The organism is Limnohabitans sp. YIMB22184 (genome assembly GCF_048020265.1).
Lineage (GTDB): Bacteria > Pseudomonadota > Gammaproteobacteria > Burkholderiales > Burkholderiaceae_C > Limnohabitans_A.
The window spans coordinates 245,440-260,223 of the sequence record NZ_CP171843.1; the positions used below are offsets into that span (position 1 = coordinate 245,440).

14 protein-coding genes are annotated in these 14,784 nt (G+C 62.1%); 10 read left to right on the forward strand and 4 right to left on the reverse strand.

Translation table 11 applies throughout. The features are described 5' to 3' along the window. Nucleotides 1-39: 39 nt before the first annotated feature. The 10 genes from ACHEXL_RS01070 to ACHEXL_RS01115 all read left to right on the forward strand — a co-directional run bounded on the left by ACHEXL_RS01070 (nucleotide 40) and on the right by ACHEXL_RS01115 (nucleotide 8,911). A complete protein-coding gene (locus ACHEXL_RS01070) occupies nucleotides 40-759 on the forward strand; it encodes an amino acid ABC transporter permease (protein ID WP_416560226.1) in 720 nt (239 codons plus the stop codon). Between the two features lies 1 nt (nucleotide 760). Next, nucleotides 761-1,429: an amino acid ABC transporter permease gene (locus ACHEXL_RS01075; protein ID WP_108428407.1), complete on the forward strand. Its 669-nt coding sequence runs from the start codon at nucleotides 761-763 to the stop codon at nucleotides 1,427-1,429. Between the two features lie 27 nt (nucleotides 1,430-1,456). Next, nucleotides 1,457-2,194, forward strand: coding sequence for an amino acid ABC transporter ATP-binding protein (locus ACHEXL_RS01080; protein WP_416560227.1), 738 nt, complete (start codon nucleotides 1,457-1,459; stop codon nucleotides 2,192-2,194). A gap of 184 nt (nucleotides 2,195-2,378) precedes the next feature. Beyond that, nucleotides 2,379-3,416, forward strand: coding sequence for a dihydroorotase (gene pyrC / locus ACHEXL_RS01085; RefSeq protein ID WP_416560228.1), 1,038 nt, complete (start codon nucleotides 2,379-2,381; stop codon nucleotides 3,414-3,416). Next, complete coding sequence (locus ACHEXL_RS01090; protein ID WP_416560229.1) at nucleotides 3,395-4,240, forward strand: DUF3025 domain-containing protein; 846 nt, start codon at nucleotides 3,395-3,397, stop codon at nucleotides 4,238-4,240. The genes pyrC and ACHEXL_RS01090 overlap by 22 nt, the downstream gene beginning before the upstream one ends. A gap of 68 nt (nucleotides 4,241-4,308) precedes the next feature. Further along, nucleotides 4,309-5,184: a protease HtpX gene (htpX, locus tag ACHEXL_RS01095; RefSeq protein ID WP_416560230.1), complete on the forward strand. Its 876-nt coding sequence runs from the start codon at nucleotides 4,309-4,311 to the stop codon at nucleotides 5,182-5,184. 124 nt (nucleotides 5,185-5,308) lie between these two features. Then, nucleotides 5,309-6,259 carry a DMT family transporter gene (locus tag ACHEXL_RS01100; RefSeq protein ID WP_416560231.1) on the forward strand — a complete coding sequence of 317 codons (951 nt, stop codon included), beginning with the start codon at nucleotides 5,309-5,311 and terminating at the stop codon, nucleotides 6,257-6,259. A gap of 36 nt (nucleotides 6,260-6,295) precedes the next feature. Further along, on the forward strand, nucleotides 6,296-6,985 hold the full coding sequence (locus tag ACHEXL_RS01105) for an ATP-binding cassette domain-containing protein (protein WP_416560232.1): 690 nt from the start codon (nucleotides 6,296-6,298) through the stop codon (nucleotides 6,983-6,985). Further along, the gene (locus ACHEXL_RS01110) at nucleotides 6,982-8,271 is read left to right on the forward strand and encodes an ABC transporter permease (protein WP_416560233.1); all 1,290 of its coding nucleotides are present in this window, start codon (nucleotides 6,982-6,984) and stop codon (nucleotides 8,269-8,271) included. Before ACHEXL_RS01105 ends, ACHEXL_RS01110 begins: the two co-directional genes overlap by 4 nt. Nucleotides 8,272-8,287: 16 nt before the next feature. Continuing rightward, nucleotides 8,288-8,911, forward strand: coding sequence for a DUF3299 domain-containing protein (locus ACHEXL_RS01115; RefSeq protein ID WP_416560234.1), 624 nt, complete (start codon nucleotides 8,288-8,290; stop codon nucleotides 8,909-8,911). A 118-nt stretch (nucleotides 8,912-9,029) separates the two neighbouring features. Here ACHEXL_RS01115 and ACHEXL_RS01120 read toward each other — a convergent pair whose 3' ends face one another. From ACHEXL_RS01120 to gspD, 4 genes are read right to left on the reverse strand one after another with little or no spacing between them, the layout of a single operon-like run. Further along, entirely contained in the window at nucleotides 9,030-9,929 is a 900-nt protein-coding gene (locus ACHEXL_RS01120; RefSeq protein ID WP_416560235.1) for a 5'-nucleotidase, read from the reverse strand. A gap of 15 nt (nucleotides 9,930-9,944) precedes the next feature. Further along, a complete protein-coding gene (gene gspF / locus ACHEXL_RS01125; protein ID WP_416560236.1) occupies nucleotides 9,945-11,183 on the reverse strand; it encodes a type II secretion system inner membrane protein GspF in 1,239 nt (412 codons plus the stop codon). Between the two features lie 5 nt (nucleotides 11,184-11,188). Continuing rightward, complete coding sequence (gene gspE / locus ACHEXL_RS01130; protein WP_416560237.1) at nucleotides 11,189-12,595, reverse strand: type II secretion system ATPase GspE; 1,407 nt, start codon at nucleotides 12,593-12,595, stop codon at nucleotides 11,189-11,191. Between the two features lie 10 nt (nucleotides 12,596-12,605). Next, the gene (gene gspD, locus ACHEXL_RS01135) at nucleotides 12,606-14,780 is read right to left on the reverse strand and encodes a type II secretion system secretin GspD (protein ID WP_416560238.1); all 2,175 of its coding nucleotides are present in this window, start codon (nucleotides 14,778-14,780) and stop codon (nucleotides 12,606-12,608) included. Between the last annotated feature and the right edge of the window lie 4 nt (nucleotides 14,781-14,784).

A 14,784-nucleotide genomic window follows, 5' to 3' on the forward strand; every position in this document is an offset into this window, starting at 1 on the left:
TTGGGGTGTTGAAATTCCCCTCTTTGCAGGAATGAAACTATGACGTGGGATTGGCAGGTTTTTTTAAGCGATGACGGCAGTGGCCGCACCTACCTGGAGTGGATGCTGGAAGCCTGGCGCTGGACGCTGGCGGTGGCTGCCAGCTCCTGGGTGGTGGCGATGGCGGTAGGGGCGGTGATCGGCACCTTGCGCACCCTGCCCGGACGGCCGGTGGTGGCGGCGCTGGCCAACGCCTGGGTGGAGCTGTTTCGCAACATTCCGCTGCTGGTACAAATTTTCTTGTGGTACTTCGTGGTGCCCAAAGTGTTCCCTGCTTTTCAACAGGTGCCCGGCTTTTTGCTGGTCGTGTTTGGCCTGGGCTTTTTCACCTCGGCACGGATTGCCGAGCAGTTTCGTGCGGGTATCCAGGCCTTGCCCAAGGGGCAGCGCTATGCGGCCATGGCCATGGGCTTCACCACCGCGCAGTCTTACCGTTATGTGATTTTGCCCATGGCATTTCGCATCATCTTGCCGCCGCTGACCAGCGAGTCGATGAACCTGCTGAAAAACTCTTCTGTGGCCTTTGCCGTCTCGATTGCTGAGCTGACGATGTTTGCGATGCAGGCGCAGGAAGAAACCTCCCGCGGCATCGAGGTGTACCTGGCCGTCACGGCTTTGTACGCCTTGTCGGCGTTTGCGGTGAATCGCGTGTTTGCGGTCATCGAAAAGAAAATGCGCGTGCCAGGCTTCATCGTTTCGGCCGGAACGGGAGGGCACTGACATGTTAGGACTCGATTTTTCCTATTTCGATCTGGAAGTCCTGCGCAAGTTCGTGCTGGGCGGATTGCTCTTCAGCGTGCAACTGACCATCACCGCCACCATTGGCGGCGTGATCTTTGGCACCTTGCTGGCCTTGATGCGTTTGTCTGGCTCGAAAATTCTGGCCTTGCCTGCCACCATCTACGTCAACGGCATGCGCTCGGTGCCGCTGGTCATGGTGATCCTGTGGTTCTATTTGCTCATGCCCTTCGTGATCGGGCGACCCATTGGGGCCGAGTGGTCGGCCATCATCACCTTTGTGGCCTTTGAGGCGGCTTACTTCAGTGAAATCATGCGGGCGGGCATCCAGTCGATCCCGCGCGGTCAGGTGTTTGCCGGGCAGGCTCTGGGCATGACCTATGGCCAGAACATGCGTCTGGTGATTTTGCCGCAGGCCTTTCGCAACATGCTGCCGGTGCTGCTGACGCAGACCATCATCCTGTTCCAGGACACCTCGCTGGTGTATGCGATTGGCGCTTATGACCTGCTCAAGGGCTTCACCAATGCGGGCAAGATTTATGGTCGCTCGGAAGAGGCCTACATCCTGGCTGCTGTCGTTTATTTTGTGATCTGTTTTGCACTGTCCTGGAGCGTCAAGCGCCTGCAGGCCAGGATCGCCATCGTGCGCTGATGCACGTGCTGAATTGGGGAAATGAAAATGATTGAAATCAAAAATGTGTCCAAGTGGTACGGCTCGGTGCAGGTGCTCAACGACTGCTCGGTGAGCATTAACAAGGGCGATGTGGTAGTGGTCTGCGGGCCTTCGGGCTCGGGCAAGTCCACCCTCATCAAAACCGTCAATGGCCTCGAACCCGTGCAACAAGGCAGCATCCATGTGGATGGTGTGTCGCTGATGGACGCAGGCACCGATCTGCCCAAGCTGCGCTCCCGCGTGGGCATGGTGTTCCAGAGTTTTGAACTCTTCCCGCACCTGTCGGTGACCGAGAATCTGACGATTGCGCAGGTCAAGGTGCTGGGGCGATCCGAGGAGGAAGCCAAAGAGCGCGGCCTGAAGATGCTGGACCGCGTGGGCTTGCTGGCGCACAAGGACAAGTTCCCTGGCCAGCTCTCGGGCGGTCAGCAGCAGCGCGTGGCGATTGCCCGCGCCTTGTCGATGGACCCGATCGTGATGCTGTTTGATGAGCCGACTTCGGCGCTCGACCCCGAGATGGTGGGCGAAGTGCTGGATGTGATGGTGCAACTGGCCAACGAGGGCATGACCATGATGGTGGTGACCCACGAAATGGGTTTTGCCCGCAAGGTCGCCAACCGCGTGATCTTCATCGACGTGGGTGGTCGCATCCTGGAAGACTGCTCGAAGGACGAGTTCTTCAACCACCCAGAGAACCGCCAGCCGCGCACCAAGGACTTTCTGAATAAAATCCTTCAGCATTGATTTTGATGGGGCCGTCATTGGCGTCGGTTCCCGACTCTTTGACCCGATGCGCTCGCAGACGATGTGGGGCAGCGGGTTGGGGCGATTTGGCGAGCGAAGCGAGTTATGAGCCCCAGCCCGCTGCCCCACATCGGCACCTCATTGTTCATGCAAGCTGAATGACAGGTTTGCGACAATACGCCCCATGATCCAAGAACTCACCCTCACCCGCCCCGACGACTGGCACTTGCATGTACGCGACGGTGCCGCCCTGAACGTGGTGGTGCCGCACACCGCCGCCCAATTCGGCCGTGCTGTCATCATGCCTAACCTCAAGCCGCCAGTGACCACGGCCGAGCAGGCGCAGGCCTACAAGCAGCGCATCCTGGCCGCCGTGCCGGTGGGCATGGCGTTTGAGCCGCTCATGACCCTGTACCTGACGGACAACCTGGCCCCGGCCGAGATTGCCCGCGCCAGGGCCGCAGGCGTGGTGGCTTGCAAGCTCTACCCGGCAGGGGCCACCACCAACAGCGATGCGGGCGTGACCGACCTGCGCAAAATCTACCCCGTGCTTGAGGCCATGCAGCGCGAAGGCGTGCTGCTGCTGGTGCATGGCGAAGTCACCTCGTCCGACATCGACCTGTTCGACCGCGAAGCCGTGTTCATCGAGCAGCAACTGATCCCGCTGCGCCGCGACTTCCCGGGCCTCAAGATCGTGATGGAACACATCACCACGAAAGAAGCCGCGCAGTACGTGGCCTCGGGCGATGCGAATTTGGGCGCGACCATCACCGCGCACCACCTGCTGTACAACCGCAACGCCATCTTCACCGGCGGCATTCGCCCCCACTATTACTGCTTGCCCGTGCTCAAGCGCGAAACGCACCGCCTGGCGCTGCTCCAGGCGGCTACCAGTGGTAACCACCGGTTCTTTCTGGGCACCGACAGTGCCCCGCACCCCGCGCACCTGAAAGAGCATGCCAGTGGTTGCGCGGGTTGCTACACCGCGCACGCCGCTATCGAGATGTACGCCGAAGCTTTTGAGCAAGCGGGCGCACTGGACAAGCTCGAAGGCTTTGCCAGTTTCTTTGGTGCCGACTTTTATGGCCTGCCGCGCAACAGTGGCACCGTCACCTTGCGCCGTGAAAGCTGGACGCCTGCCGAAAGCTTTGCCTTTGGCGAGGCCGAGCTCAAACCTCTGCGCTCCGGAGAAAGCCTGCCTTGGCGTCTGCTAGCGGGCTGAGCCCCAACCGGGCCGGGCACCGCTGCGATCAGGCCTCCAGCCTGAGCGTGCCCGACATCGATTGGGACACGCCCTGGCTGGCCGACTGGCGGGCGTTGGGTGAGCCCATCGCACGGCAAGTGGCGGCAGGCATGCCCCAGCCCGAGGCCTTGAACGCGGCGTGCCGTGCCCCGGTGCGCTTTGTGTCGCAAGCCGACTTGCCGGAAGGCCAGGCTTACGAAGATTTCATTTTTGCCACCGGCCAAGTGCCTACACGCGAGGGCTTGCACGATTTCTTCAACGCCCTGTGCTGGATGCACTTCCCGCTGGCCAAAAAGCGCCTGAACCAGTTGCAAGCCCAGGAAATCGCCCGCGCGGGCGTAGGGCAGGTGCGCGGCCCGGTGCGCGATGCCGCCACGGTGTTCGATGAAAACGCCTTGCTGATCCAGCCTTCCGATGCGTTGTGGGCCGCGTTGACCGAGCACCGCTGGCGCGATGCCCTGGTGGTTTTGCGCAGCGAGTGGGCGCACACACGGCTTTGGACCTTTGGTCACGCCGCGCTTGAAAAAGCCGTCCGGCCCTACAAGTCGATCACCGTGCACCTGTGGCGCGTGCCGCAAGACGTGGCGGCGGCGGACATCGATGCCTGGTTGGCACAAGACCTCACGCCTGAAAAATTGGCCCGTAAACCTTTCAGCCCCTTGCCGCTGCTGGGTGTGCCGGGCTGGTGGCTCGCCAATGAAGACCCGGCGTTTTATGCCGATGCCAGCGTGTTCCGACCCCGCAGGCGACAGCGTCTGGCTGAAAAACCGTACGCCAATGCGGAAATCACGCCAGCGGCTTGATTTTGCAGTCCGACCCCCTAATATTCGACCCAACGTGCCCGCGTCTTCGGGTGTAAGCGAAACCTGTCATGAAACGTATTTTCTTGTTTGTCTTGACCAACTTGGCCGTGGTGGTCGTGCTGGGCATCGTCGCCAATTTGTTGGGCGTCAACCGATTCCTGACGGCCAATGGTCTGAATCTGGGCGCCTTGCTCGGTTTTGCGTTGATCATGGGCTTTGGCGGTGCCATCATTTCCTTGTTGATCAGCAAGCCCATGGCCAAGTGGACATCGGGCGTGAGGGTGATCAACCAACCGGCCAACGCTGACGAAGCCTGGATTGTGGACACCGTGCGCAAGTTCGCTGACAAATCCGGCATTGGCATGCCTGAAGTGGGCATCTTTGAAGGTGACCCCAACGCCTTTGCGACGGGCGCTTTCCGCGACTCGGCCCTGGTGGCCGTGTCCACCGGTTTGCTGCAGAACATGACGCACGAAGAGATCGAGGCCGTCATCGGCCATGAAGTGGCGCACATTGCCAATGGCGACATGGTCACCATGACCCTGATCCAGGGCGTCATGAACACCTTTGTGGTGTTCATCTCCCGCGTGGTGGGTTATGCGGTGGACAGCTTCTTGCGTAAGGGCGACAGCGAAAATTCCGGCCCCGGCATTGGCTATTACGTGACCACCATCGTGATGGACATCATCTTGGGCTTTGCCGCCGCCATGGTCGTGGCTTGGTTCAGTCGCCAGCGCGAGTTCCGCGCCGACGCCGGTGCGGCCAAGCTGATGGGCCGCAAGCAGCCCATGATCAACGCCTTGGCCCGCCTGGGCGGTGTGCACACGGCCGAGTTGCCCAAGAGCATGGCCGCCATGGGCATTGCGGGTGGTATTGGCCAGCTGTTCAGTACCCACCCGCCGATTGAGCAGCGCATTGCTGCCTTGCAAAACAGCGCGGGGTAATGCTTGTCGCTTTGGCCTGGGGCGAGCCGCTGGTCGCGAGTGTGGGCGTAACCGAGGTGACCTGACCGCTCGTTCCCTCGCCTTAAGATGGTGGCGTGACTCATTTACGCCTTGGTGTTTGCGCATGAAACCGCGCAAAACCTTTTTCTCTCCCCCGCGCCAATGGTTGCTTGCACACCATCGCAGTCGGCGCTCTTTTGCGGGCTGGCCTGTGGCGGTGCGGGGCATGGTCTGGATGGTTTTGGGTGGGATGCTGTTTTCGCTGCTCAACACCATCGCCCGCGAACTGACCTTGCACCTGGACGTTTACCAGTCCCAGTTCCTGCGCTATCTTTTTGGCTTGATTTTCATCCTGCCCTGGGTCTGGCGCGACGGCTGGCGGGCCTACATGCCGGTCAACATGGTGGGGCAATTCTGGCGTGGTGGGGTGCATACCTTGGGTCTGATCCTGTGGTTCACCGCCTTGCCCAAAATTCCGCTGGCCGACATGACCGCCATTGGTTTCACCGGGCCGATTTTCATCATGATCGGTGCGGCCTGGTTTTTGGGCGAGCCCATGCGCAAAGACCGCTGGATCGCCGCCATCATTGGTTTTGCGGGCGTTCTGGTGGTGGTCTTGCCCAAAATGTCGGGCGAGGGCGGCTGGTTCAATCTGGTCATGCTGGCTTCGTCCCCCGTGTTCGCGGCATCCTTCCTCATCACCAAAGCGCTGACCCGTTACGAAAAACCCGGCGTCATCGTGCTGTGGCAAGCCCTGACGGTGTCGGTGCTCAGCCTGCCCATGGCCTTGCCGCATTGGCAAATGCCCACGCCCATGCAGTGGCTGGGTTTTGCCGCCACGGGCGTGCTGGGCACCCTGGCCCACTATTGCCTGACGCGGGCCTTTGCCTTGGCCGACATTTCAGCCACCCAATCGCTGCGCTTTCTGGACCTGGTTTGGGCGTCCTTGTTGGGCTGGCTGGTTTTTGGCGATGTGCCCAGTCAATCGACTTGGTTGGGTGCGTTTGTGATTTTGTGGGCGACCGTCTGGATTGCCCGCAGAGAAGGACGGAGAAAGCTGGTCGTGCCCGATTGACGGGGTATATTGCCGCGTCAACTCAGGGAGAGCTTCGTGATCGACATCGAGCCCTTGCGCTTCGCTTGGACCCGGGCGGGCGCTGACACATTGGCTTTGGGCCGCTTGCATGTGCCACCTGGCCAAACCGTTTTCTTGCATGGCCCCAGCGGCTGCGGCAAAAGCACTTTGCTGGGCCTGTTGGCGGGTGTGCTGTTGCCGCAATCTGGCCGTGTGCGCCTGCTGGGGCAGGACTGGGCGGCTTTGACGCTAGCGCAACGCGACGCCTTTCGGGCGGACCATGTGGGCCTGATCTTTCAGCAGTTCAATTTACTGCCTTACTTGAGCGTGCTGGATAACGTGACCCTGCCTTGCCGCTTTTCGCTCCTGCGGCGCTCGCGTTGCCAAGCGGGTGGCGGAGCCGAAGCGGTGGCCCAAAACTGGCTTCAGCGCATGGGTTTGCCCGAGGGCTTGTGGACGCGCCGCGCCGATGCCTTGTCGGTGGGTCAGCAGCAGCGCGTGGCCGCGGCTCGCGCCCTGATCGGGCAACCCGAATTGATCCTCGCCGACGAGCCGACTTCGGCGCTGGATGCGGCCTTGCGCCAGGACTTCATGGATTTGTTGCTGCACGCCTCGCGTGATGCGGGCAGCACCCTGGTGTGCGTGAGCCACGACGAGCAGCAGGCGCCGCGCTTTGATGTGCAGTGGTCCTTGCCCGACCTGCAGCAAGCCGAGGTACCCGCATGAACAGCTTGTTTGGCATCGCGCGGCGCAGCGCCTGGAACCGGCGCAGCACGCTGGTGTGGGTGGTCGTGTCGCTGGCGCTGGCCACCGCCTTGCTGTGGACGCTGGAGCGTTTGCGCCACGATATTCGCCACAGTTTTTCGCAGTCGGTCAGCGGGGTCGACCTGATTGTGGGCGCCCGCAGCAGCCCGGTACAGCTGATGCTGTTTTCGGTGTTCCACATCGGCAGCGTGCCGCAAAGCATGTCCATGGACAGCGTGCAACAGCTGTCGCAGCACCGTTCGGTGTCCTGGGTCGTGCCCTTGAGTCTGGGCGATTCGCACCGGGGTTTTCCGGTGTTGGGCACCACGCCCGCTTACTTTCAGCACTTTGCCTATGGCGACAAGCAGCCGCTGGCTATGCAGCAAGGGGCGGTGTTTGCGGGCAACCTGGATGGTTTGTACGAAGCAGTGATCGGTGCCGAGGTGGCGCACAAAATGGGCTATGGCCTGGGCCAAAGCATCACGCTGGGCCATGGGATGCATGACCATGACCACGAAGGGGCAGGCACCGACGAACACGCCGACAAGCCTTTCAAGGTCGTTGGCATTCTGGCCCCCACGGGCACCCCGGTCGACCGCACAGTGCATGTAAGCCTGCAGGCCCTGCAAGCCTTGCATCTGGACTGGGTGGTCGGCACCCCCATGCCGGGTGGGCAGATCCCGGCCGACCGGGCACGCAAATTCAACCTGGAGCCCGAAGAAGTCACGGCCGCCCTGGTGGGTTTGAAAAGCCGGGCGGCGGTGTTCAATGTGCAGCGCTTTGTCAACCAGTACGAGGCCGAGGCCTTGATGGGCGTCATGCCCGGCGTGGCGCTGGGTGAGCTGTGGTCGGTGCTGGGTGTGGGCGAAAACGCTTTGCTGGCCGTTTCGGCCCTGGTCGCTTTGGTGAGCGTGGTTTCATTGATGGCGGTGGTACTTGCGGGCTTGAATGAGCGCCGCCGTGAACTGGCGGTGCTGCGGGCTGTGGGTGCCGGGCCGCGCCATGTGCTGGGCCTGCTCACGCTTGAAGGCGTGTGGGTCACCTGCGCCGGAGTCGTGTTGGGCGTGCTGCTGGCCCAGGCGGGCATGGCGCTGGCCATGCCCTGGCTGCAGCAGTCGCTGGGCATCCGTTTGCAAATGGCCGCGCCTTTGCCGACACAATTGGCTTTGGCGGGCGCGGTGTTACTGGCTGGCTTACTGGCCAGTTTGGGACCAGCTTGGCGGGCTTACCGCTTGTCCTTGGCCGACGGCTTGTCGCCGCGTGTGTGAATAAAAAGGATCAGGGATGAACCGCAACACCATGATGAAGGTCGGGCTGTGTGTTTGGGTGCTTTGGCTCACGGGCCAAGCCGTGGCGCAAAGCGTGCGTGACACGGTGCGCGAGACCGTGCCGCAGGTCCAACCGGCTTTGTCTGGCGAGGCCCCACCGCCCGGTGCCAGTGTGCCCGGCCCCACACGCACCATTGGCTGGGAACAGCTGATCCCGGCGGGTTGGGACCCGTACAAAGACCTCAAAGCGCTGAACCTTGATGGCCTGAAAGACAACGACCCCAAGGCCGAAGAGGCCTTAAAGAAGATGCGCAAGATGTGGGACAACGCGCCCATCAACCCGCTGATCCTGGGACAGAGTGTGCGTTTGCCGGGTTACATGGTGCCGCTGGAGGATTTACCCGAAGGCACCAAGGAATTTTTGCTGGTGCCCTACTTTGGCGCTTGCGTGCATTCCCCGCCGCCGCCCGCCAACCAGATCGTGCATGTGGTCCTGGACAAACCCACCAAGCGCTTTCGACTGATGGACACCTTGTGGGTCACCGGCCCCTTGAGCGCCACCAAAACCGACTCGCACATGGGCGTGTCCAGCTACCGCATCGACGCCAAGCAGGTGAGCCCGTTTGTGGAGAAAAAGTGAGTGGGGGTCTTGCGGGCATTCGGGTCTTGTGGGAGGCAGATCCTGCGGCCGAATGCTTGCCGTTGCAGAAAGCTTGCAATAGCAGCAGCGCTTTCCCAAGAAGATGACTTTTCGCCCCTCAATCCGAGTTCGAAATCCCTAAAGCCACATGCCCCGATGGCACATGCCGCGCAGCCGATTCGATGTGACCGGTTTGGTCGTCAAAGAAAAAGTCCGGCTCAAACTCCCGCAAAAACTCGCCCTTGGGCAAGCCGCCCAGAAACATGGCTTCGTCCACCTCGATGTTCCAGTCCATCAGCGTGCGAATGGCGCGTTCATGCGCCGGGGCGCTGCGGGCGGTGACGAGCGCCGTGCGAATCCGCATGGCGGGTGTGCCTTCTTGTTGCAGGCGGTGCAAGGCCGCCAACAGGGGCTTGAACGGGCCAGCCAACAAAGGCTGGGCGGCCTTGTCGCTTTCGTGCTTTTGAAACGCTGACAGGCCTTCGGCCTGAAACACCCGCTCGGCCTCATCAGAGAACAGCACCGCATCGCCGTCAAAAGCGATGCGCACCTCGTGTGGGTGTGCTTCAGATGCCAGCGCCGAATGCGGGTACACCTGCGCGGCCGGCACCCCTGCACCCAGGGCAGCGCGCACATCGGACAAATGCGTGGACAAAAACAGGTTGGCGTTCAGCGGCTTGAGGTAACGCCACGGCGGCTGCCCCCGGGTGAAGCTGCCACGCTGGATGGGCAAACCGTAGTGCTGCGCCGAGCGGAACACCCGCATGCCCGAGACCGGGTCGTTGCGCGAGAGGATGACCACCTCCACACGCTGCGCATCGGCATCGTTGAAGGCCAGCAGCTTGCGCACCAGAGAAAACGCCACGCCCGGTTTGGCGGGCGCTTCCAGCCGATCAAGCTGCAGCTTCATGTATGCCCGGTCGTCGCCCTGCTCGAAGACTTGGTTCTCTTCTTCGAAGTCGAACAGGGCGCGTGAGGAGATCGCGACGACGAGTTGGCCTTCAAGGGATGCGGGCATGCAGCCTCCTTGGGTTCATTTCACCCATTGGTTCAATTCCATGATTGGCATCAGCACCGCCAGAACGATCAGCATGACCATGCCGCCCATGCCCACGATCAGCAAGGGCTCCAGCACAGTGGCCAAGGCCATGGCGCGGCGCTGTACTTCAGAAGACAGTTGCGTGGCTGCGCGTTGCAGCATCACAGGCAACTGGCCGGTTTGTTCGCCCAACCTCGCAAACATGGACAACAGACCTGGAAAGCGTGCGTTTTGCGCCAATGCCGTGCCCAAAGGTGCCCCTTCGCGCACGCGCACCAAGGCTTCGAGGGCGTCCTCACGCAAAGCTTGGTTGGACAGTGTGTCGGCCGCCGCTTGGAGGGCTTTGAGGATGGGCACACCTGCGGCCGTGAGCATTGCCAGCGTGGAGGCAAAGCGGGCGCTGTTGTAGCCACGGGCCAGCCGACCGATCAGGGGCAGGCGCAGCCAAGCGGCGTCAAACTTCAAGCGAAACGCGGTTTGTTTCAAGGCCAGGCGAAAGCCGAGTGCGCCTCCTGCAGCTGCCAGCAGCAACAGCCAACCCCAAGTGCGCACAAAGTCGCTGATGCCCAACATGGCCACAGTCAGCAGGGGCAGTTGGCGCTTCGTGCCTGCAAACACACCTGCCACTTGGGGCACCACCGAGGTCACCAGAAAAATCACAATGGCCAGCGCCACCAAGCTCACGATGGCCGGGTACAGCGAGGCCGACAGCAATTTGGAGCGCAAGACTTGCTGGTCTTCCAGGTCATTGGCCAGTTGGTTGAGTACATCGCCCAGGTGGCCGCTTTCCTCACCGGCCGAGATCACCGCACGGTCGATCGCAGGGAATTCAGCCGGATGCATGCCCAGTGCACGGCCCAGGCTGCTGCCCGAGTTGACTTCGGCCCGAATCGCCGCCATCAGCTGGCGCTGCTTGTCGTGTTCCGACTCATCGGCCAAGGCAGACAGTGCCCGCTCAATTGGCAAGCCGCTGCTCACAAGCCCTGCCAATTGCCGGGTCCAAATGGCGCGTTGGCTGGTGCTGAAGGCGCGGTTGTTGCCGATGCTCCTCTGCCACCAAGGCAGGCCTGAGGCGTTGTTGTCAGACGCCCCGGCAGCGATGACCTCCACCGACAAAGGCACCAGAGACTGTGCACGCAGTTGTGTGCGGGCTGATTTCAGGCTGTCGGCTTCGATGATGCCTTTGCGCGTGGCACCGTCGGCTTGCAGGGCTTCAAAGCGGTAAGCGGGCATGCTGCTCAGTCTCGCGTCACGCGCAGCAGTTCTTCTGCGCTGGTGATGCCGGCATCCACCAAGCGTTGCCCATCGTCGCGCATCAACACCATGCCTTGCGCCAAGGCCGTGGCGCGCAAGTCGGATTCGGCCGCACGGTTGTGGATCTGGGCGCGGATCTCGTCGCTGGCGACGAGCAATTCAAACACCCCGGTGCGCCCGGCATAGCCGGTGTGGCCGCATGTGTCGCAGCCAGAACCACCGCAGTCCGTGCAGCGCTTGCGCACCAGACGCTGGGCCAGCACGCCCAGCAAGGAGGAGCTCAGCAAAAAGGGCTCCACGCCCATGTCGGTCAAGCGCGTCACGGCGCTGACCGCGTCGTTGGTGTGCAGCGTGGCCAGCACCAAGTGGCCCGTGAGTGAAGCCTGGATGGCGATCTGAGCGGTCTCGAAATCGCGAATCTCGCCGATCATGATCACGTCCGGGTCTTGCCGCAAGATGGCGCGCAGGGCCTTGGCAAAGGTGAGGTCGATCTTGGCGTTCACCTGCGTTTGGCCCACGCCGGGCAACTCGTACTCGATCGGGTCTTCCACCGTCATGATGTTGTTGCGCGTGGCGTCCAGCCGCTGCAGCGCGGCGTAGAGGCTGGTGGTTTTGCCGGAACCCGTGGGGCCGGTGACCAACAAAATGCCGTGCGGCTGGCCAATGAGTTGGTCCACTTGCTGCAGCACGCGGCCTTGCATGCCCACGGCTTCGAGCGTCAGGCGGGCTTCGCTTTTGTCTAGCAGGCGCAGCACCGCACGTTCGCCATGCGCACTGGGCAGGGTGGAAACCCGCACATCGACCGCGCGTGAGCCCAAGCGCAGGCTGATGCGGCCGTCTTGCGGCAGTCGTTTTTCGGCGATGTCGAGTTCGGCCATGATCTTCAGGCGCGAGATCAGTGCGGAGTGCAGGGCACGGTTGGGTTGCACCACTTCGCGCAGCGTGCCATCGACCCGAAAGCGCACGCTGCTGTGGCGTTCATACGGTTCGATGTGGATGTCGCTGGCCCCGTCGCGTGCCGCCTGCGTGAGCAAAGCATTGAGCATGCGGATGATGGGCGCGTCGTCGCTGGCTTCGAGCAGGTCTTCCACCGCAGGCAGCTCCTGCATCATGCGCGACAAGTCGGCCTCGGACTCGACTTCGCTGACCACCGCCGCAGCGGTGGACGAGCTGTTGGCTTGCCCACCCGAATAGGCTTGGTTGATGCGTTGCGTCACCTCGCCCGGGGCGCCATGCTGCATCTGAAAGCCTTGCGTAGCGAACTTGCGCGTGACTTCTGACAGCGCCGAGCGGTCGCTCTGGTCGCACCAAATCAGCGTCAGGCGGTCGCCATCTTCTTCCAGCAGCAGTTGGCTGCTTCGGGCAAAGGCGTAGGGCAGGGGGTGGCGCATGGCTGGGTGCTCAGGGCTGGCGGGACTGGTGTGCTGCAGGTGCCGGTGCAGCAGATGTCGTGTTCCCCGTGCCCAGGGGCGGCAACACCGCCGAGCCATTGACGGGCAAAGGCCCTGTCGCGGCAGGCTGGAAGCCTTGTTGATTTAAACGCATTTGCTCATAACGGCCCATGGACAGAGCCTCTGTGGCTGCGCCGTCACGCGCTACCACTGGGCGCAAGAACACCATCAAGTTGGTTTTTTTGCGGGTGCGTGCCTCTGACTTGAACAAATTGCCAAACAAGGGGATGTCACCCAGTCCGGGGACTTTTTCCTGGCTGGTGCTGGTGTCGTCTTGCAGCAAACCGCCCAATACAACGATGGAGCCGTCGTCCACCAGCACGTTGGTTTCGATGGAGCGCTTGTTGGTGATCAGGCCATCTTTGGAGCCGATGGATTTGGCGTCGACGTTGCTGACTTCTTGGTAAACCTGCATCTTGATCGTGCCGTTTTCGCTGATCTGGGGCCTGACCCGCAGTGTCAGACCCACATCTTTGCGTTCAACGGTGGTGAAGGGGTTGGTCGTGCCCGCTGCCGCTGCCGCATAAGAGCCGGTCACAAAGGGCACGTTTTGGCCAATCACGATCTTGGCTTCTTCGTTGTCCAGGGTGAGCAAGTTGGGTGTGGACAGCACGTTGGCATCGCCGCTCGACTGCAAAAAGCGAGCCAGTGCCCCTAAGGCCAGTACGCCGTTTCGCTGTTGTCCAAGCGCGATATTGAGACCTGTCGATGGCGTGTATTGGCCCGTCGCCGCACCTGCTGCCAAGGTCAGCAAATTGGTGCCGCCCACCGAAAAGTTGGTCCCCAACACGCCCACGGTGTTGCTGCCTGTGCCCGTGCCGCTGATCCACTGCACGCCAAACTCGGCGGCTTTGTCGGCGCTGACCTCGGCGATCAGACTTTCCACAAACACCTGGGCGCGGCGCTGGTCGAGCATGTCGATGACGCTGCGTAGCTGGCGGTATTGCGGCTCGGGCGCTGTGATGATGAGCGCATTGGTGGCCGGGTCGGCCTGAATTTGTCCCCCTGTGGACGGTTGTGTGGCGGCACTGCTGGCGCCAGGTGTGTTGGTTGCAGCGGTCGAGGTTGTTGCAGACGCTGCCGAGCCGGCTGTGCCGGTCACTGTATTGCCGACTTGTGCCGTCATGGCGGCACGCAGGGTGGTCGCCAATTTGGTGGCATCGGCATTTTTCAAATACACCACATGGATGTTGCCGCTGGCCGCGCCCGTACCGGTGGCGTTGGGCTGGTCCAGTTGTTCGGCCAAAGAACGGGTCAAGGCCAAGCGTGCCGGATTGGCCGCCCGCACGATCAGCGAGTTGGTCCGTGTTTCAGCCAGTACGGTGGTTTTGAACAGGGCGTCGGTTTGGCCCTGCGCGGCGGGCGCACCCGCTGCCGCCCCCGAGTCGATCAGGCGCTGCAGCATGGGCGCCAGGTCCCCAGCAATGCCGTGTTTGAGGCGAATGATCTCCACCCCGGTGGCGTTGGCCACATCCAGCGTCGCGATGATGCGGCCCAGGCGCTGCAGGTTGTCGCCGTAGTCGGTGATCACCAGCGCGTTGGTGCCCGGGTTCACGTTGATGGTGTTGTTGGGGCTGATGAGGGGGCGCAGCACCGGCACCAGGTTGTTGGCGTTTTCGTGGTTGAGCTTGAAGATTTGGGTGACGATCTGGCCTGTGCCTGCGGGCACGGCCCCTGCCGACACGGCGCTGCTTTGCAGCTTGGCTTCGGCTTCGGGCAGCACGGTGTACAGGCCTGCCGATTCGACCACGGCAAAGCCTTGTGTGCGCAACTGCGCGGCAAACAGGCGCAGCGCCTGGGCGGGGGGCACGGGCAGGTTGCTCGACAACGACATCGTGCCTTTGACCCGGGGGTCCACCACCACGTTGTAGCCCGACAAGGTGGCCAGTGTGCGGGCCACGGCGTCGATCTCGGCATTCACAAAGTTGAGCGTGACCGGCTCTTTTTGGCGGGTGTTCGCCGCGGTTGCGCTGGCCTTAGGCTCACCTGCAGTTTGGGCTTGCGCCATGGGACCGGCCAAGCAAGCCAGGGTCAAGGCAAACCATGGCCAACTTGAGCGAGATGACAAGGTTGCCGTCCAATGGCGTGCTGAGGGTGTGACGTTCATGGCGTTCGTGGTGTGCATGGAT